Here is a 19,065-nt window from a genome sequence, read left to right on the forward strand (position 1 = left end):
GCGTAAGCTTTGCCAAGTTTCAGCCACCACTTTCCGCAAACCGCCTTGCCGGTTACGCATATGTGTGGAATTGTGAAGAAAAGTACGCAATTCAGGAAGAGCTATGTCCGATCAGGACTCCCATTTACCCGACCAGATCAATATCCGCGTTGCCGTAAGGGTTCGCGAGGAAATTGCCCGGCGGCGCATTTCACGCCAGCTACTGGCCGATGAGGCCCGGATCAGCCTTTCAACTTTGGAAAAAGCGCTGTCGGGACACAGGCCGTTCACGCTCGCGACGATCATCCGGCTCGAACAGGCTATGGGTGTCGCCTTGCGCGAGCAGGGAAATGAAGCGCCCGGCCACCCCACCAACAATGGCAACAGTCATGCAGCGGAGGAGCTGGGAGCCTATTCACGAGCCTCGGTATCATGGCTTGAAGGCAATTACCTCACCTTGCGCCCGTCCTTTGGCGAGGACAAAGCCATTTTTGCTTACACCACGGAAATTGGCTGGGATTTCGATGCCGGCCATCTCAGTTTTCGCGAGCGTGAACGTTCCGACGTCTCGTTCTCGCAGCACGGTGCGGTTTCCGTTCCGCATCTTTCCGGTCACATCTATCTGGTGACGAACACATCCGGCCAGTACCGCATGGCCGTGCTTTCCCGCCCAAGCATCACCGGCGAAATGTTCGGCATCCTGACAACATTGCGGGCCGGGCAGGGTGCCCATCTGACACCCGTTGCAACGCCGCTTGCGCTCGTTCCGATGAAGCAGTTCGCCGATCCGTCTTTCGGGCGTGTCCGGCACGGCGATCGTTCCTTTGCCGACTATTCGATGGTCCTAAGCAAGACGCTGGACGATGGTTATGCCGGTTTCGTGGCCGGTTGACCTTCGCTTTCATATTTGATTTCCGTCAGCAGCCAGTCCCGAAAAGCCGAGACTGCCGGCGTGTTTGACCGAGCCTTTGGCGTCACGAAATAATAGCTGCTTGGGCTTTTGACCGTATGCGGACAGGCAACGACAAGCTGGCCGCTCTCGATCTCGGCGCGGATGAGGAACAAGGGCATCAGAGCAACACCAAGACCGGCAACGCAGGCCTGTGAAACATTCGAGAACTGCTCGAAACGCATTCCCGGAGAAACCGGGGCGGCAATGTCGAGGCTTTTGAACCAGTGATCCCAGGCACCGGGACGGGAAGCCATGTTGAACAAGGGAAGCGGCAGAAGATCGACCGGCGTACGAATCGGGTTCTGCTGAAGGAAAGCAGGACTGCAGACGGGCGCTACGGTTTCATCCATCAGGAAAATGCTGTCGGCGTTGGGCCAGTCCGGCTGGCCGATGTGGATCGCAGCATCCAGCCCCTCGCGATCGAAATCGAACTGCCCGATACGTGTCGCAAAATTGAGGATGATATCCGGGTATTTCGCCACGAAGCGCGGTATGCGCGGTATCAGCCATCGTGTCCCGAATGTCGGCAGGAAAGCCAGATTGAGCGTGGTGCCACGCATTTGCGACATCACTTGCAGCGACGCGGCCCGGATGGACGCAAGCGCCGGGCCTACAGCCTTGAGATAGGCGCGTCCGGCCTCGGAGAGAACGACATGGCGGCTGGTACGGTCGAAAAGCGCAGTCCCGAGTTGTTCTTCAAGTGTCGCAATCTGCCGGCTTACTGCGCCTTGCGTCAGCGACAGTTCCTCCGCTGCCGCCGAAAAGCTTTCATGCCGCGCAACCGCATCGAAGGCAGCAAGCGCACTCGTGGAGGGAAGCAGGCGGCGGGATATCGAGGTCATGATCCATTACTAAACGGAATAGATCGATGAGTAAACGTCGATTGCACCGAACATCCACACGGTTCATATTTCCTGCAAGTTTTCATTGAGGAGAATACACTGATGTCACGTGCGGCTTTTAGCTGGGAAGACCCGTTTCTGTTGGATGAACAGCTGACCGAAGAGGAACGCATGATCCGCGACTCGGCCAAGGCTTTCGCAACGGATGTTCTGCTGCCACGCGTTGAAAAGGCTTATCTGGATGAGACGACCGATCCGGAACTTTTCCGCCTCATGGGGCAGGCTGGTCTCTTGGGCGTGACGCTTCCTGAAGAATATGGCGCGGCCAATGCAGGTTATGTTGCCTATGGGCTGGTTGCGCGTGAAGTCGAGCGCGTCGATTCCGGCTACCGTTCGATGATGAGCGTGCAGTCGTCGCTCGTGATGTATCCGATCTATGCCTACGGCTCCGACGAACAGCGCAAGAAATATCTTCCAGGTCTTGTTTCCGGCGAATTGATCGGCTGCTTCGGCCTGACTGAACCCGATGCAGGCTCCGATCCTGCGGGCATGAAGACCCGTGCCGAGAAAATCGACGGTGGCTATCGCATCAGCGGTTCCAAGATGTGGATTTCAAACTCGCCAATCGCCGATGTGTTTGTGGTCTGGGCCAAATCCGTTGCCCACGACAATGCTATTCGCGGCTTCGTACTCGAGAAGGGCATGAAGGGCCTTTCCGCACCGAAGATCGGCGGCAAGCTCTCGCTGCGCGCATCGATCACGGGCGAAATCGTCATGGATGGTGTCGAGGTTTCGGAAGACGCGATTCTGCCAAATGTCTCCGGTCTGAAGGGCCCGTTCGGCTGCCTCAATCGCGCCCGTTACGGCATTTCATGGGGTGTGCTGGGTGCGGCAGAAGATTGCTGGTTCCGCGCGCGCCAGTATGGCCTCGACCGCAAGCAGTTCGACAAGCCTTTGGCTGGTACACAGCTTTACCAGAAGAAGCTGGCCGATATGCAGACCGAAATAGCACTGGGGCTCCAGGCTTCGCTCCGTGTCGGTCGTCTGTTCGACGATGGCAAGATGGCACCGGAAATGATCTCCATCGTCAAGCGCAACAATTGCGGCAAGGCGCTCGATATTGCCCGTCAGGCACGCGATATGCACGGCGGTAACGGCATCCAGATCGAATATCACGTTATGCGTCACGCGCAGAATCTGGAAACGGTGAATACCTATGAAGGCACGCATGACGTTCATGCGCTGATCCTCGGCCGCGCCCAGACCGGCATTCAGGCTTTCTTCTGATCGCTGTACCGCCAAGCCTTCCATTCGGGCCCGTTCGCAGTTCGCGGGCGGGCTCTTTTATTTAGAGCGCGTTTCGATCTGATTGCATCAGATCGACACTCTAACTATTTGTTTTGACGCGCATCTTATCCGAAAACCGCTTCGCACTTTCGGGATGCGCTCTAATACGGGATTGCTGAAAATGCAGAATACACCGCTTGACGGTCTCAAGGTGGTAGAACTGGCGCGCATTCTTGCCGGGCCATGGGTAGGGCAGACGCTCTCCGATCTCGGCGCCGATGTCATCAAGGTGGAAAGCCTTGAAGGGGACGATACGCGCAAATGGGGTCCGCCGTTCATTGACGTGGAAGGCGAACGATCCGCCGCCTATTTCCATGCCTGCAATCGTGGCAAGCGCTCGATTACAGCAGATTTTCGCACCGACGAAGGTCGGGAACTGGTGCGCCAGCTTGTAGCCGAAGCCGACGTCGTCATCGAAAACTTCAAGCTGGGCGGGCTGGATAAATATGGTCTCGACTATGAGAGCCTGAAAGCCATCAATCCGCGCCTGATCTATTGCTCGATCACCGGATTCGGCCATACCGGCCCCTATGCGGAGCGTGCGGGCTATGATTTCATGATCCAGGGCATGGGCGGCATCATGGATCTCACGGGCGAGCCTGACGGCGAGCCGCAGAAGATCGGCGTGGCTTTTGCGGACATTTTCACCGGGCTTTACAGCGTGATTGCGATCCAGTCCGCGCTTATCATGCGCGAGCGCACTGGCACAGGCCAGCATGTCGATATGGCACTTTTCGACTGTATGTCGGCGGTACTCGCCAATCAGGCCATGAACTATCTCGCATCAGGCGTATCGCCGAAGCGGATGGGCAATGCGCATCCGAATATCGCGCCTTATCAGACACTGCCTGTCTCCGATGGCTATTTCATCATCGCTTGCGGCAATGACGGACAGTTCGGAAAATTGACTTCCTTGCTTGGCATCGGTGCCGTCGCAGCCGATGAGCGTTTCGTCAGCAATTCGGCGCGTGTCGCCAACCGCGCAGCTCTGACAGCGCTGCTGGAAGAAAAGACTAAAGGGTGGAAGCGTGACGACCTGCTGGCCGAACTTGCCAGAATCGGTGTGCCTGCCGGACCGATCAATACGGTGGCAGATGTGTTTGCAGACCCGCAATTCGAGGCAAGGGCGATGAAGATCGACCCGCAAGGCGTTCCCGGCTTGCGAACGCCCATTCGCTTCTCCGATGCTGAACTGAAGCTCGACAGGCGTTCGCCGAAACTTGGGGAGCATAGCGACGCAATCATCGCGGAAATCAGCAAAAACTGAACGAGAATATCGTCATGAACCAGACGCGCTCTTCATCGAAGGGCGCGTTTTCATTTGGCATATATCGATAGGAAGTGAAGATCTCTAATCAAGAAACAACTTTAACCCCTTGCGGGGAAAGTATTTTAAATTGTTCTTGAGAGAAGATGGTGCGGTCGAGAAGACTCGAACTTCCACGGGTTGCCCCACAGCGACCTCAACGCTGCGCGTCTACCAATTCCGCCACGACCGCCCGTGGTAGGAGCCGAACTTCGTCGGCGAGTGGGCATTTAGCAAATCACTTTGGGGTGCACAAGCCCCATCTGCATCTTCCGGCAATCTTTTTGAAAAAGAATGTGAAAAAGCCGGTCCCCAATTATAGCAGATGTAGTCGAAACCCCGATTTTCCGGGTTTTTTCAAAGACTTCCACAAAGACAATAAATTTCAGAAAAACGTCATCAAACGAGAGCCTTGGGGCGGAAGAAAGAGCTGCGAAGGGCATCGAAATGTGAATCTGACGAATCCGATTCATTCAGATTCGTCGGAAACGTCAAAAAAATCAGCCGGCGATGCCCTGAAGACGTTTGATATCCTCAAGCCGCTTCAATGTTTCCGCATATCCGGCATCGATTGCCTCGGATGCGCGATGGAAATCGGCGAGACCGATCTGCCCCACAATCGGCATAAGCGTGACATCCGGTGGATCGCCAGCCATTCGGGCACGTGAGATACGATCCTGAATGATGTTGAAGGCTTCCATCATCACGCCGGTAATGCCGAGACGGGCTTCTTTCTCGCCATGGATTGCTTCAGCCAGACCTTCCTGGCGCGATTGCGCGTGCTTGATGACGGCGGCGCGCCCGTATTGGTCGTAATGCAGATTAACTGCCAGAACGAGGCGCTGCTCATAAGCACGACATACGGATACGGGCACAGGATTGACCAATGCACCGTCCACCAGAACACGCTCCTGCCAGCGCACAGGTTCGAAAACACCGGGCAGGGCGTAAGAGGCACGCATGGCATCGACAAGCGGACCTGATGACAGCCAGATTTCATGACCGGTGCGCAATTCGGTGCAGATGGCAACAAAGGGACGATCCAGCTCCTCAATGCGTAATCCGTCCAGATGTTCGCGCAAGCGGCCGTCGAGCCTCATGCCGCCGAACAGCCCGCTGCCGCGAAATGTGATGTCGAGAAGGTTGAACATGCGCCGCCGTGTGAGGCTGCGGGCGAACTCTTCCAGCTCATCAAGCTTTCCGGCCAGATAACAGCCGCCCACGAGCGCGCCTATAGATGTCCCGGCAATCATCTCTATATCGATATTGGCTTCGTCCAGTGCGCGCAGAACGCCGATATGCGCCCAACCGCGCGCAGCTCCTCCGCCAAGCGCCAAGGCTATCCGGCGCGGCTCACGCTTGATTTCATGCTTTTCGATGATCTCTTCTGTCGGCGGGGCGAGGTCGTTATTCGCAGCCTTCCGCCTTTGCCCCCATGCAAGCATCACGATGGAAACCTCTTCGTCTCGACTTGGAGCATTTCCGGCAAAAGGGCCCAGCAAAAGGCGAAGCGGTTTGCGTCAGGAAATGCGTACAACAAATAGCTAAAGCGATTCCGACAGTTCCGTTTGACAGGAACCGCTTCAGATTAGCGAAACATAGTATCCAAAGAATAAATGCTGCAAATTGATGGCGCGACTCTTATTCGCGCCATCACATCCTTTTGACCGCAGTTAATGCTCGTGATCGCAAGCGCCTTCAATGGCGAGCGATATATCGCCATTCTCGGCGAGAACCTGCCGATAAAAACAGGAGCGGCGACCCGTGTGGCATGTCGGTCCATCGCCTGCGACGCGCACTTTCAGCCAAAGCGCGTCCTGATCGCAATCCGTGCGCAACTCGACAACACTTTGCAGATTGCCTGACGTCTCGCCCTTCTTCCAGAGCGTGGCCCGCGAACGGGACCAGTAATGCGCAATTCCCGTTTCCAGGGTGAGGCGCAATGCTTCCTCGTTCATATGAGCCACCATCAGCAATTCGCCGTCACGCACATCAGTGACGACTGCTGTAATGAGACCTGATGCATCGAAGCGCGGCATGAATGCCGCGCCTTCTTCTACGGCCTTCTTGTCGGAAGGCTGGGTGGGAAAGAAGCTCATTATCTGCCGCTTATCTGCGGGTCAGGGTCATGAAACGCACCTGTTCCTCCGCATTCACCTGCATTTCGCCGGTAAACGTGGTGGTGATGGTCGTCGAACCCTGCTTGCGGATACCGCGCATGGCCATGCACATATGCTCGGCCTCGATCATGACCGCAACGCCGCGTGGCTTCAAAATGCGCTGGATGCTATCGGCGATTTGCGCGGTGATGCTTTCCTGCGTCTGCAGGCGGCGCGCGAAAATATCCACGACGCGGGCAATCTTGGAAAGACCCACCACCTTGTGATCAGGCAGATAGGCAACATGCGCCTTGCCAATGATCGGCACCATATGGTGCTCGCAATGCGAATGGAACGAAATGTCCTTCACGAGAACAAGATCGTTATAGCCGCCGACTTCCTCGAACACCGTGCCGAGGACCTCTTCCGGGCTTTCCGTATAACCTGCGAACAGCTCCTTATAGGCCTTGGCCACGCGCTTCGGCGTTTCCAGAAGACCTTCGCGCTCCGGGTTGTCTCCGGCCCAGAGCAAAAGCGTGCGTACGGCGGCTTCTGCATCGGCCTGCGTCGGCTTGCCATGCAAAAGGGCTACGTTTGCCTGCTTGTTGGTCGGCAGGCCGGAATCTTCATCTTCTTTGAGGATGCGAGCGTCCATCAGTATTCTCCAGTAGTCTCCTTCAAGGAGGAGACGAGTTAAACGGACAATACAACGATGCGCTTTGCGAGCGGGCGATGTATTGATCCGGCGCTTAAGGTCACCGGACAGGTTTTCGTGCGACTGCCCCCGGGTCTGTGCTAATGTTACCCATGGCGCAGACGCTACCTGCCTATTATATAGACATTAAATTGCAACTTCAAACCGCAGTCGGGCGACAAAATTATGTTTTTCTCCGGCACAGCGGAAGGTTCGCCGCCATGATCGATGATATTTATAACAAACGCATCCTGGAATTCGCCGGAAACATGGAGCGTCTCGGGCGTCTTCCCGAGCCCGACGCGGTTGCCAAGGTGCACTCCAAGCTGTGCGGATCGACCGTTACCGTCTATCTGAAAATGACCGATGGCATCGTGACGGATTTCGCGCATGAGGTGAAGGCCTGCGCGCTTGGACAGGCTTCTTCCTCCGTGATGGCGCGCAATATCATCGGCGCTTCCGCAGAAGAACTGAAAGCCGTTCACGATGAAATGTACAAGATGCTGAAGGAAGAGGGGCCAGCACCGGAAGGACGTTTCGCGGACCTGAAATATTTCGAACCTGTCCGCGAATACAGGGCTCGCCATGCCTCAACGCTGCTTACTTTCGATGCGGTTGTCGATTGCATCCGGCAGATAGAGGAAAAGGCCAAAGCCGCCTGATGTGTGCCTGTGGTGAGAACCATAAGGGCGAGGGTGCAGCGAAACGCTATAGCCGCAATTTCACCGATCCCTGGCGCAAGACGCCGGGAAGGCTGATCGGCACGGCGTTCGTGCGATTCTATCAGGTGACGTTGTCATCCCTTATCGGCAATTCCTGCCGGCATCTGCCCACCTGTTCCGAATATACCTATGAAGCGATTGCCCGCCATGGCCTATGGAGCGGTGGCTGGATGGGGCTTTTTCGCGTCATGCGTTGCGGGCCGTTCGGCACTCACGGTTTCGATCCGGTGCCTCGAACACTCTCCAGCGACCTTAAATGGTATCTGCCCTGGCGATATTGGCGCTGCTCATCGTCTTAGGATGTTTTCGAATCTCTATCGAAAACCCGGTCCCCACTTTTACGAGACATACGCATCTGTGATTTCTGACAGTTTTTTGTTAGCTGATTATAATTCATTAAGGATATCAACGTTTCTTTGAGAATTGGAATTTAAGGCAGTGCTGTGGTCTTTTTCGGGCCGCAATTTGCCTGCATGTCCCCCCGGCGTCCTTATTCCTGTGAGCTGTTTATGCTGAAATCATCGTCCCGCCTTTCTCGTCTCATTGCATCCTTAGCGCTCGGTGCGAGTGTGCTATGTACGTCAGCGGCGATGGCAAACACCTCCTGGGTCGTCTTCGATGCTGATAGCGGACGAATCCTTGGACAGGACGATGCCAATGTGCAGCGTGCACCGGCTTCGCTTGCGAAGATGATGACGCTTTATCTGGCATTCGAAGGTCTCAAGACCGGCACGCTGCATTGGGACGATGCAATGCCTGTGTCGAAGAATGCGTCTGCGAAAGTTCGCATGAAGCTCTGGCTGAAGCCGGGTGAGACGATCACTGTCCGTGATGCGATCAATGGCATGATCATCGTGTCGGCCAATGACGCAGCGACGGTAATGGGCGAATATATAGCCGGATCGGAAGCCGCCTTTGGCCGGTTGATGACGCAGCGTGCACGCCAGATCGGCATGAAGAGCACTTTTTTCGTTAATCCGTCGGGTCTGACAGCAAATGCTACCCAGCTTACGACTGCACGCGACATGGCTGTACTTGGTATGTCGTTGCGCCGTGATTTTCCGGATCAGTATGCACTGTTTTCGCAACGCTCCTTCACCTTCCGTGACCGGGTTCGCAATGGCCACAACAATCTGATGTACCGTTATGGCGGCGTTGATGGCATCAAGACCGGCTATACGGATGTATCCGGCTACAACCTCGTTTCATCTGCCATCATCAACGACAAGCACCTTGTTGGCGTCGTACTGGGTGCTGGATCGGCGCGGCAGCGCGACGACCAGATGGCGAAGCTGCTGACGCGATTCGGTACTGAAGGTTCCGATGCCAAGGCGCAGCTCGTTGCAATGGCCAAGCCGCAGCCGGTCGCAAAGCAGGTCGCTTCGGCTACGCCGAAGTCGGATGCAGTCGCCGACCTGATCGACGATTCCCGTATCGAGCAAGGCGATGGCGGCTTCCTGATTGCCTCTGCGGCGAGTGCCGCGACCTGGACGATCCAGCTCGGCGCTCCGCCGACGCTTGCCGGGGCCAAGGAACTGCAGGCAAAGTACCGTCCAGCGGTCGACAAGGTGGCGCCGGGCTTGAAAGCTGAAATCTCGCCTGCCGAAAAGCGCCGCAAGGTTTATCGCGTGCGTTTTGCCGGTTTCAAGGATTCGGCATCCGCCGAAAAGGCGTGTACGCAGCTGAAACAACAGAAGATCGACTGCCTTCCGATCCGGAACTGATTTGATTCCCTCCTTACACGAGCGCGACCTGACGCTGTCAGCTTGTCGCGCTTTACTGGCTGGACAAAAGGGATTAGAAGCCAATCTTCATTTTTCATACGCATGAACCCACCCGCAATCGTTGGCGGGACTGGATAAGGATGATTAGAATGTCGAATACCGTTTCCATGCAATTTCCCGATGGCTCTGTGCGTGAATACGATGCGTCGATGACCGGCGCGGGCCTCGCGGAATCGATTTCCAAATCTCTTGCCAAAAAAGCTGTTGCCTATGCCGTTGATGGCACCGTGCGCGATCTTTCCGATCCACTCGGCGCTTCCGGCAAAATCGAGATTCTGACCCGCGAGGACCCGCGCGCGCTTGAACTCATCCGCCATGATACGGCGCATGTTCTGGCAGAAGCCGTGCAGGAGCTTTTTCCAGGCACACAGGTTACCATCGGTCCTGTCATCGAAAACGGCTTCTACTACGACTTTGCGCGTAATGAACCGTTTACCCCGGACGATCTGCCTGTGATCGAAAAGAAGATGCGCGAGATCATCCAGCGCAACAAGCCTTTCACCAAGGAAATCTGGTCGCGCGAAAAGGCGAAGCAGGTTTTCGCCGACAAAGGCGAAGCCTACAAGGTCGAGCTGGTGGACGCCATTCCGGCCGGGCAGGACCTCAAGATTTACTCTCAGGGTGAATGGTTCGATCTCTGCCGCGGCCCGCACATGGCCTCGACCGGCCAGATCGGCAATTCCTTCAAGCTGATGAAGGTTGCCGGAGCCTATTGGCGCGGTGATTCCAACAATCCGATGCTGACCCGCATCTATGGTACCGCCTTTGCCAACGACAACGACCTTCAGGCCTATCTTCATATGCTTGAAGAGGCCGAAAAGCGCGATCATCGCCGTCTCGGCCGTGAAATGGACCTGTTCCATTTCCAGGAAGAAGGACCGGGCGTCGTGTTCTGGCATGCCAAGGGCTGGAAGATGTTCCAGAATCTGGTGAGCTATATGCGTCGCCGCCTCGATAGCCACGGCTATCAGGAAGTGAACGCGCCGCAGGTGCTCGACAAGTCGCTCTGGGAAACCTCGGGCCACTGGGGCTGGTACCGCGACAACATGTTCAAGGTGACCGTCGCCGGTGACGAAACCGACGATGATCGCGTGTTTGCGCTGAAGCCGATGAACTGCCCCGGCCATGTGATGATCTTCAAGCATGGTCTCAAGTCCTATCGCGATCTGCCGATCAAGCTTGCGGAATTCGGCAATGTTCACCGCTATGAGCCGTCAGGCGCATTGCATGGGTTGATGCGCGTGCGCGGCTTTACGCAGGACGATGCGCACATCTTCTGCACGGAAGAGCAGATGGCTGCCGAATGCCTGCGCATCAATGACCTGATCCTGTCGGTCTATAAGGATTTCGGTTTCGAAGAGATCACCATCAAGCTGTCGACCCGTCCTGACAAGCGCGTCGGTTCGGATGATCTTTGGGATCGTGCCGAAAGCGTGATGATGTCGGTTCTGGAAAAGATCCAGCAGCAGTCGAACAACATCAAGACCGGTATTCTGCCGGGCGAGGGCGCGTTCTACGGTCCTAAGTTCGAATATACGCTGAAGGACGCCATCGGTCGTGAATGGCAGTGCGGCACCACGCAGGTGGACTTCAATCTGCCGGAACGCTTTGGCGCCTTCTATATCGACAAGGATTCGGAAAAGCGCCAGCCGGTGATGATCCACCGCGCGATCTGCGGCTCTATGGAACGCTTCCTCGGTATCCTGATCGAGAACTTCGCCGGTCACATGCCGTTGTGGTTTGCGCCAGTCCAGGTTGTCGTTGCCACGATCACTTCGGACGCCGACGAATATGCAGCTCAGGCGGCAGCCAAGCTGAAAGCGGCCGGGTTGCAGGTCACAACCGATCTGCGCAACGAGAAGATCAACTACAAGGTTCGCGAACATTCGTTGCAGAAAGTTCCGGTGATCCTCGTTTGCGGCAAGCGCGAAGCCGAAGAAAATACGGTCAATATGCGCCGTCTCGGTTCGCGGGATCAAGAATCCATGACGCTTGATGAAGCCATCGCACGGCTGGTGGACGAAGCGACCCCGCCCGATCTGCTCCGCCTCAAGAATGGTGGCTGAAAATAGAGCGCATCCCGAAAAGTGTGAAACGGTTTTAGGGATGCGCGTTAGAATAAACAAAAAGGCCGCGCACCGCGCGGCCTTTTTGCTTTTTAAAGCAGTTGAACTCGTCGCCCGTGAAGTATTCCCAAGCCATTGAGTTTAATGACTAAATGGGTGGAAGTGTCCTTTATCTATTGCAAGGAAACGGCATTTTGACGTGCGTTTCCTTGCAATTTACGAATCCACTTTCCCTCATATTAAAAGTCTGATTCACTTCGGATGTAGCGATCATCCGGAGCCAGACAATGTCCAGACCACATGAACGCAGAGAGACGGGAAAGCAGGAGCTGTTTCGCTCCCGCCTCGACCAGGGGGCGGAACAAGAATAGTGCAAAATCGTACGTTTAGGGCGAACGAACAATGAACTTCATGCAGCACGCAACAATCGACTGGTGCGGCGCAAGGGCCTGAAGCCGTCTGTCATCTGCTGTTCTGCGTCCCAGGAGTAGATTCCGGTGAGGTTTATGTGTTCCCAACTCAGTGGCGAGACATGCTTCAGCAATTCGTCAGGAATATTTCGGCCCTGTTGCCGCAATTGGGCGGCGGCGCGGCTGAGATAGACGGTATTCCAGTAAACGATCGCGCTCACCACCAGATTAAGGCCAGAGGCCCGGAATGCCTGGCTGTCGTAAGACCGATCACGAATTTCTCCGCGCTCATGGAAGAAGACGGCACGTTTCAGCTTGTGAGCAGCTTCGCCCTTGTTGAGACCAGCCTGACAACGCCGGCGTAGCGCCGGGCTGGAATACCACTCGATCATGAACAGCGTGCGCTCAATGCGACCTAGTTCACGCAAAGCTTTAGCGAGTTCGCTGGATCTTGAGGAAGCGGAGAACCTTTTCAGGATCGTCGACGGCGCGACTGTGCATGTTGTTATCGATGCTGCCAAACGTAGCAGGTCATCCCAATGTTCGAGAATGAGGGCGCTGTTGAGCGGTGCGCCGATATGGCTTTCCAGCGCCGGATAGGCATCGGCCTTCTCGAATGTGTGGAATTTCCGGTCCTTGATGTTTCGAAGCCGCGGCGCAAAACGCTTGCCAATCAGGGCGAAGATCGCAAAAATATGATCGCTCGCGCCGCCGGTATCGGTAAAATGCTCCTCGATTTGCAGAATCGTTTCGTGATCAAACAGGCCGTCGAGGACATAGACGGCCTCGCTTTCAGTCGGGCTGATTGGCAATATGCCAAAATATCCGTACTGGTCAGAGAGATGGCTGTAGAATTTCGAACCCGGTTCACTGCCATAGTGCAAATTGATATCACCACGCTTGGCGGCCCGGTCGCTCGCACGGAAGAATTGCCCATCGGATGATGCGGTCGTTCCATCTCCCCAGAGCAGCGAATGCGGATGGCTCGCATGAGCGTCTGTTACACAAGCCTGCGCCGCCCTATAGGTTTCAGATCGGGCGTGAAAGGTGCGCATCCACCCGATCTGGTGAGCGCTGATCCCCTTCGACGCTCCTGCCATGCGTTTGGGGCCGAGGTTCGTGCCGTCCGCCAGAACGCCGGCGAGCATTGCGGAGATGTTTTGCGGCGTATCTCCCGTCCGGACATGCGTAAACTGGTCGGCGAACCCGGTCCAGTTATGTACTTCCTTGAGAAGGTCCGGCACTTCGATCAACGGGTACATGTCGCTGATTTCGACGTTCAGTTCATCGGCGGCGGCGGGAATATCGCTCGCACGCGGCGTCACGATCAGGGTGCCCGCTTCCAGCCTGACGTGGTCGAGTTTTCCATTGCGAGCGCGATAAGCTAGGCGCTTAAGATTGTAGTCCATCGTTTGCCGGACTTCTGCGAGCCATGCAGCCCCATCGCCCTGAACACCGAGACCGAGTTTACCTTCGTCTTTCATGGCGACAAAAGCAGGCTTAGGCATGAGATGTTCGTCAATCGGCCGGAATGAACGGCTGCCATCAACCCAGACATCCCCCGAGCGTAACCGATCGCGCAAATGGGCCAGGGTTGCAATTTCGTAAAGCCGCCGATCTGGCTTTCCGCCATCGAAGATGAGCTTTTTCTCAGAAGCCCCGAGATGGCCGACTGGCACACGATCCGGTAGAACGCGCTTTCCTTCCGCATAAAGCCCTTTCAGGGTTGAGATCGCTACCAGCAGCGGATCATACCTTCGATGTGAGTGAAACATGAATGTCTGGATGAAAACGCCCGCAAACTTTCGAACATTGGCGTACTGTTCTGCCGCCATCACCAAAGGCGATGTGTCCGCGTTCTCGACCATGGCTTCAAGGTTAGGCTTGATCTGGAGCAGCTTATGCCAACCGACCTGCCTGTTTACCACTTTCATTGCATCTTCATCAGCATCATTGGCATTCTGTAAGGCGACAATTGTGTCGAGGAATAATTTGAGCGCTCTGGATGTTTCTATCCGGGCATTCATATGCCGCTGCTTTTTCCTGTTATTGGCTTTTGAGAACAGCCGACCGATCAGCTTGATGAACATTGTTACCGCATCGTCGGTGAGCTTCTGGCCGAGCTTGATAAGCTGAGCCACGATTGTAGCGCGACGACGACTGGAACTGAAGTCACTGGCAAGCCAGGCCGGAGTGGCATCGCCCTCGCGGATCATCTGATCCCACCGACCGGTGGGAATGCGAAGTTGCAGCTGGGGATCGATCTCAAGATGTCGTAGGAATGCTATGCGCTCCGTCATTCCAATCAGATTTCCTGCTCCCGGGGCGTCAGGAGCGGACCGCAACCAATTGAAACGCGTCTGACGGATTGCCGGGTCAACGTCCAATAGGCTATCCAGGGTTTCCAGTTTTTTATCACTGAGATCAGCAATGAGCGCACTCTCTGCGCGCCGACGAGCGATGGCACGTGCTGCCAGCCCCATACGCTCGATCATATTCACTACCGGTAGGAGAACACATCGCTCGCGGAAAGTGGCGATAATCGCTTTTGCTATGGGCAACCCTTTATCTGTTTGGGAAGCTGCTTCAATGCCCGCACGCAAAGCGGCGCGACGGTCTTCAGCGGTTGCACTCCGCAGCTCGAGATAGCGCTGCAAGTGTCCGATATGTTCGCGTCGGGTTTCCTCACGCGTTGCGTATAAATTAAATAACCGTGGATCCACGTTGATCTGCTCGGCAATATAATTGAGCAGCATCGGTGGCGGAACTTCGTTCGGCAGAAGCGCTCTTCCAGGGTAACGCATCAGGCAAAGATGCACCGCAAAGCCAAGCTGATTTTGCTTGCGCCGGCGAAGCTCTATTTCCAGGCGATCAGTCGGTGTAAGCGAATAATGTCTGATCAAACTATCTTCGTCGGTAGGAATGTCGAAAAGCTCATGTCGATCCTGGATTTTTAACAGCGTCCGCTTGGCCATTCTTTACTCTCGCAACTCTGCACTACTTGCTCACCCCTGTACGGAATCGGACGATTCCGTACAGGGGCAAAACACCCTGTCCACAAATTATCTTGACACAGTTTCGAACAGCAGAGATATTTCGGACATCCTATTCGGACGAAATCGAGCTCATGCCACGCACCTTTGCCTATGTCCGCGTCTCGACGACCGGACAGACAACCGAAAACCAGATTCAGGAAATAAAAGCCGCCGGCTTTCATGTGGAGCCCCTCCGGATCGTCACCGAGACGATATCCGGCAGTACATCCATTGCACAGCGCCGTGGCTTCTCCCGGCTGTTGGATAAGATGGAGGCCGGAGATATCCTGATCGTTACCAAGCTCGACCGGCTTGGTCGCGATGCTATCGATGTCAGCAGCACCGTCAAAGCGCTCGCAGAGATGGGCGTAAAGGTTTATTGCCTCGCATTGGGCGGCGCTGATCTAACCAGTTCGGCCGGTACAATGACCATGAATGTCCTCAATGCAGTCGCTCAGTTCGAGCGCGATCTGCTCATTGAGCGCACGCAGTCTGGTCTCAAGCGAGCCAAGTCGGAAGGGAAATCTCTCGGTCGTCCATCCACACTTGACGATAAACAAAAGCAGGACGTGTTCGCCGATCTTGCGGTAGGGAAAAGTATATCAGCCATCGCTCGGAAATTTGCCACCAGTCGGCAAACGATCATGCGAATTCGGGATCAGGCTGCCAAAAACGTTGGGAAAATGAATGAGAAGTGAACCGTGGCAATCGTTCAAAATGCTTACGCTTGGAATTACGTTTGGTTCACAGTGGCAGATAGTGCTGCACTGTAATCAGGCTGGGGATGAGAAAATGCGTGGCAGTTTTGCCTCGTACACTGCAGGCCGCGAATAAGATCATTGTGAAAGCGCTTATTGCCTAGGCATGTATTGCACGCATTACCTGCAGAAGGACCTAACGCCTATGCGATTGCCAACAAACCGCTTGGCGCTGCTGATTTCGATCCGGAGGTTATTCCCATGGATTCCGTTCATAATTAGTGGGTTGCTGTCTTGCATGCCACTAGCTGCGCACGCAAATGGGCCCTCGAAGAATGTTCTGGTACTCTATTCCAATCATGCCTTTCTCAAGGAAGGCCGAGAACAACACGAAGGCATCGCCAAAACACTTGGAGGCAGTGGAAACGTCGAAATATACAGTGAGTTTCTCGATGCCAAACGTTTTCCCGGTCCAGATGAGGAAAGCCGTAAGGTCCAGTATTTGCGTCATCGCTATGCCGACAAGAAAATCGATGTCGCCATTGTGAGCGGATTGCCTGCACTTTCGCTTGCAATCCAGTACGGAAAACAGATTTTTCCCGACGCAACCGTAGTCTATCTGGGAATTCGGGATCAGATGGACGAGATTGTGCTGCCTCCCAACTTCATCGGGGTCGATTTTCAACTGGACGTGGCGAGGACGGCCGAACTAGCATTGAGTCTTCAGCCCGAAGCCCACGAAATGCTGGTCGTCAGCGGAACATCTATTCTTGACAACATTGCAGAGGGAATTGCGCGAAGCGATCTAAAGCAGTTCGCCGATAAAGTCAGTCTACGTTATCTCTCGGGGCTGACTAAGACCGACCTTAGCACCGCACTAGCGCACGTGGACCCAAACTCGATCGTGCTTTACCTTTCGATTTCTCAGAACGGTGTAGGGACACAGATCATACCAAGTGATCCGGCAGCCCATGCGGCGGCCGTATCAGCCGCGCCAGTTTATGGCATCTATGGCAGTTATATTGGAACAGGCATGGTAGGTGCCTACGCCCAGAGCTTCGAAACCATTGGCGAAGAGTTGGGACGTATCGCACGACTTCTTGTCGATGGCACATCGCATAAGGATATCGTCGTCGACAAGCGTGCTGACGGCGAGTTCATGGTGGACTGGCGACAGATACAGCGATGGGGCCTAAGCACGGCCAATCTACCCGCAGGTACGCGGGTTCTTCACCAGCCACCGAGCATTTGGGAGGAACATCGGACCACCGTCCTTACTGTGCTCGCAGTTCTTGCTATCCAATTCCTGCTCATATCCGCCTTGCTGCTCGAACGACGCCAAAGACGCAAACTGACCACGCACCTGAGCGAAAGCGAGCAGAGATATAGAAACGTCGTGGAGACCCAGTCTGACCTCATCTGCCGCTATTTGCCGGACACAACGCTGACTTTCGTTAACGACGCATATTGCAGCTATTTTCAGCGTAGCCGCGTGGAACTGATCGGTACTAAATTTGTCGACTTCATTCCAGCAGCGATCCGCCGTGACGTGATTGATCGTCTGCAGGCGCTCACTCAAGACGCCAAGACACAGAGCTACGAACATGAGGTCTTGCGTCCTAATGGCGTATTGGGTTGGCAACATTGGACGGATCGTGCAATTCTTGACGATAATGGAAGCGTGGTTGAGATTCAGGGGGTTGGTCGGGATCTGACCGAACTGCGTCAAACCGAGATGGAACTGCGGGAGCGACGCAAGGAAGTGACACATCTCACGCGCGTAGCCATGCTCGGTGAATTGTCGGGAGCCTTGGCACACGAACTTAACCAGCCGCTGGCCGCAATTCTTGCCAACGCACAAGCCGCCCGCCGCCTTATTCGCGGCAAGAAGCCGGATCTTGAGGGTATCGGTGAGATTCTCGATGACATCATCACCGACGACGACCGTGCGGGAAAGGTGATTCAGCGCCTGCGCTCGCTGCTGAAGAAAGAGAATGCGGAATGGTCTGCCACAGATATCAATCAGATCGTAACGGAAACGATGCAACTGTTGCGAGGTGAGCTGGCTGATCGAGGGATCGTTGTCGAATTGCTACTTGCCAGGCCATTACCACTGATCGAAGGGGATTCGGTGCAAATCCAGCAGATCATGATTAATCTTATCCTGAACGGATGTGAGGCGGTCGCCGGAGTTGCGAACGATGAAAGACGGATGAGGATCACCAGCAGAGATACAGGAAATGAGATTGAGATAATGGTTTCAGATAAAGGCTTGGGCATCGATCCTTCGATGCTTGATCGAATATTCGACCCTTTTGTCACAACGCGAAACACAGGACTTGGGCTCGGTCTGTCGATCTGTCGAACCATCGTAGAGGCGCATCGCGGTCGCATCTGGGCGGCGAACAATCCTGACCGGGGTTCTACAATCACGTTCTCGATCCCAACTAGTCAGCCGGACGTTGGATGAACATGTCGAACCCGACTATTTTTGTTATCGATGATGATGTTCCTCTTTTGAATGCGCTGGCACGACTACTTGTGGCGAATGGATTCGAAACCCGCACGTTCTCCTCTCCCCATACGTTCCTTGAAGCGCATGATCCAGAAATTCCCGGCTGCGCGGTCGTGGACATGTCGATGCCGGGGTTGAATGGCCTGGAGCTACAAGCCGCATTACAAGGATCAGATGGTCTCACTCGTCCCATAATCTTCATCACAGGCCGGGGCGATATACCCACGACCGTTCGCGCCATGAAAGGAGGAGCAGTCGACTTTTTGACCAAACCCATCAACGAGACCGCTTTACTTGATGCTGTTACAACTGCGATTGAGCAAGATAATTCTTCTCGCATTGATCGGATGGAACGTTCCGATGTCGCGAACCGCTACTTATTGTTGACTGAACGTGAACGAGAAGTTCTCTCCCATGTCGTCGCGGGAAGGCTCAACAAACAGATTGCCGCCGATCTCGGTATTGCCGAAAAGACAATCAAGCTTCATCGCGGTCGCGTGATGTCGAAGATGAAGGTTCGTTCTCTGGCCGAGCTTGTCCGGCTGTCGAGCCAGCTCGGCCTGCACCTGCCGCCCGGTCGATAGTTACGTCGATAACTGGACCAAAGGCCGACTAC

The 19,065-nt window shown here is 55.0% G+C and carries 15 protein-coding genes and 1 tRNA gene; 10 read left to right on the top strand and 6 right to left on the bottom strand.

Annotated features, from left to right (window positions below; translation table 11 throughout):
* The first annotated feature begins 103 nt into the window (after nucleotides 1-103).
* A complete protein-coding gene (locus CQZ93_RS06755) occupies nucleotides 104-871 on the top strand; it encodes a helix-turn-helix domain-containing protein (protein ID WP_105541898.1) in 768 nt (255 codons plus the stop codon).
* Here CQZ93_RS06755 and CQZ93_RS06760 read toward each other — a convergent pair.
* A complete protein-coding gene (locus tag CQZ93_RS06760) occupies nucleotides 847-1,773 on the bottom strand; it encodes a LysR family transcriptional regulator (protein WP_105541899.1) in 927 nt (308 codons plus the stop codon). The genes CQZ93_RS06755 and CQZ93_RS06760 overlap by 25 nt on opposite strands.
* A 102-nt stretch (nucleotides 1,774-1,875) precedes the next feature.
* Between CQZ93_RS06760 and CQZ93_RS06765 the strand changes: the two genes are divergently transcribed.
* Nucleotides 1,876-3,060: an acyl-CoA dehydrogenase gene (locus CQZ93_RS06765; protein ID WP_181153321.1), complete on the top strand. Its 1,185-nt coding sequence runs from the start codon at nucleotides 1,876-1,878 to the stop codon at nucleotides 3,058-3,060.
* A gap of 181 nt (nucleotides 3,061-3,241) precedes the next feature.
* Entirely contained in the window at nucleotides 3,242-4,387 is a 1,146-nt protein-coding gene (locus CQZ93_RS06770) for a CaiB/BaiF CoA transferase family protein (RefSeq protein WP_105543203.1), read from the top strand.
* Between the two features lie 147 nt (nucleotides 4,388-4,534).
* Here CQZ93_RS06770 and CQZ93_RS06775 read toward each other — a convergent pair.
* The 4 genes from CQZ93_RS06775 to folE form a co-directional block, all read right to left on the bottom strand.
* Nucleotides 4,535-4,619, bottom strand: a tRNA-Leu gene (locus CQZ93_RS06775).
* Nucleotides 4,620-4,926: 307 nt separating this feature from the next.
* Nucleotides 4,927-5,874: a patatin-like phospholipase family protein gene (locus CQZ93_RS06785; RefSeq protein ID WP_105541901.1), complete on the bottom strand. Its 948-nt coding sequence runs from the start codon at nucleotides 5,872-5,874 to the stop codon at nucleotides 4,927-4,929.
* 225 nt (nucleotides 5,875-6,099) lie between these two features.
* A complete protein-coding gene (gene hisI / locus CQZ93_RS06790) occupies nucleotides 6,100-6,525 on the bottom strand; it encodes a phosphoribosyl-AMP cyclohydrolase (RefSeq protein ID WP_105541902.1) in 426 nt (141 codons plus the stop codon).
* Nucleotides 6,526-6,535: 10 nt separating this feature from the next.
* Complete coding sequence (gene folE, locus CQZ93_RS06795; RefSeq protein WP_105541903.1) at nucleotides 6,536-7,180, bottom strand: GTP cyclohydrolase I FolE; 645 nt, start codon at nucleotides 7,178-7,180, stop codon at nucleotides 6,536-6,538.
* A 260-nt stretch (nucleotides 7,181-7,440) separates the two neighbouring features.
* On the opposite strand from folE, the gene CQZ93_RS06800 reads away from it, so the two are divergent.
* The 4 genes from CQZ93_RS06800 (at nucleotide 7,441) to thrS (ending at nucleotide 11,791) form a co-directional block, all read left to right on the top strand.
* Nucleotides 7,441-7,881, top strand: a complete 441-nt coding sequence (locus tag CQZ93_RS06800; protein WP_105541904.1) for an iron-sulfur cluster assembly scaffold protein — start codon at nucleotides 7,441-7,443, stop codon at nucleotides 7,879-7,881.
* Nucleotides 7,881-8,240 (top strand): membrane protein insertion efficiency factor YidD, encoded by a 360-nt coding sequence (gene yidD, locus CQZ93_RS06805; protein ID WP_105541905.1) that lies wholly within the window; start codon nucleotides 7,881-7,883, stop codon nucleotides 8,238-8,240. Before CQZ93_RS06800 ends, yidD begins: the two co-directional genes overlap by 1 nt.
* A gap of 210 nt (nucleotides 8,241-8,450) precedes the next feature.
* A complete protein-coding gene (locus CQZ93_RS06810; protein WP_105541906.1) occupies nucleotides 8,451-9,665 on the top strand; it encodes a D-alanyl-D-alanine carboxypeptidase in 1,215 nt (404 codons plus the stop codon).
* A gap of 149 nt (nucleotides 9,666-9,814) precedes the next feature.
* The gene (gene thrS, locus CQZ93_RS06815; protein WP_105541907.1) at nucleotides 9,815-11,791 is read left to right on the top strand and encodes a threonine--tRNA ligase; all 1,977 of its coding nucleotides are present in this window, start codon (nucleotides 9,815-9,817) and stop codon (nucleotides 11,789-11,791) included.
* A gap of 409 nt (nucleotides 11,792-12,200) precedes the next feature.
* On the opposite strand, the gene CQZ93_RS06820 is transcribed toward thrS, so the two are convergent.
* Nucleotides 12,201-15,176: a Tn3 family transposase gene (locus CQZ93_RS06820; RefSeq protein WP_105541908.1), complete on the bottom strand. Its 2,976-nt coding sequence runs from the start codon at nucleotides 15,174-15,176 to the stop codon at nucleotides 12,201-12,203.
* Between the two features lie 152 nt (nucleotides 15,177-15,328).
* Between CQZ93_RS06820 and CQZ93_RS06825 the strand changes: the two genes are divergently transcribed.
* The 3 genes from CQZ93_RS06825 (at nucleotide 15,329) to CQZ93_RS06835 (ending at nucleotide 19,033) form a co-directional block, all read left to right on the top strand.
* Nucleotides 15,329-15,934, top strand: a complete 606-nt coding sequence (locus CQZ93_RS06825; RefSeq protein WP_105541909.1) for a recombinase family protein — start codon at nucleotides 15,329-15,331, stop codon at nucleotides 15,932-15,934.
* 298 nt (nucleotides 15,935-16,232) lie between these two features.
* Nucleotides 16,233-18,404 (top strand): PAS domain-containing sensor histidine kinase, encoded by a 2,172-nt coding sequence (locus CQZ93_RS06830; protein WP_181153322.1) that lies wholly within the window; start codon nucleotides 16,233-16,235, stop codon nucleotides 18,402-18,404.
* Nucleotides 18,401-19,033, top strand: coding sequence for a response regulator transcription factor (locus CQZ93_RS06835; RefSeq protein WP_105541911.1), 633 nt, complete (start codon nucleotides 18,401-18,403; stop codon nucleotides 19,031-19,033). The genes CQZ93_RS06830 and CQZ93_RS06835 overlap by 4 nt, the downstream gene beginning before the upstream one ends.
* The last annotated feature ends 32 nt before the right edge of the window (nucleotides 19,034-19,065 follow it).

The organism is Ochrobactrum vermis, from assembly GCF_002975205.1.
GTDB lineage: Bacteria > Pseudomonadota > Alphaproteobacteria > Rhizobiales > Rhizobiaceae > Brucella > Brucella vermis.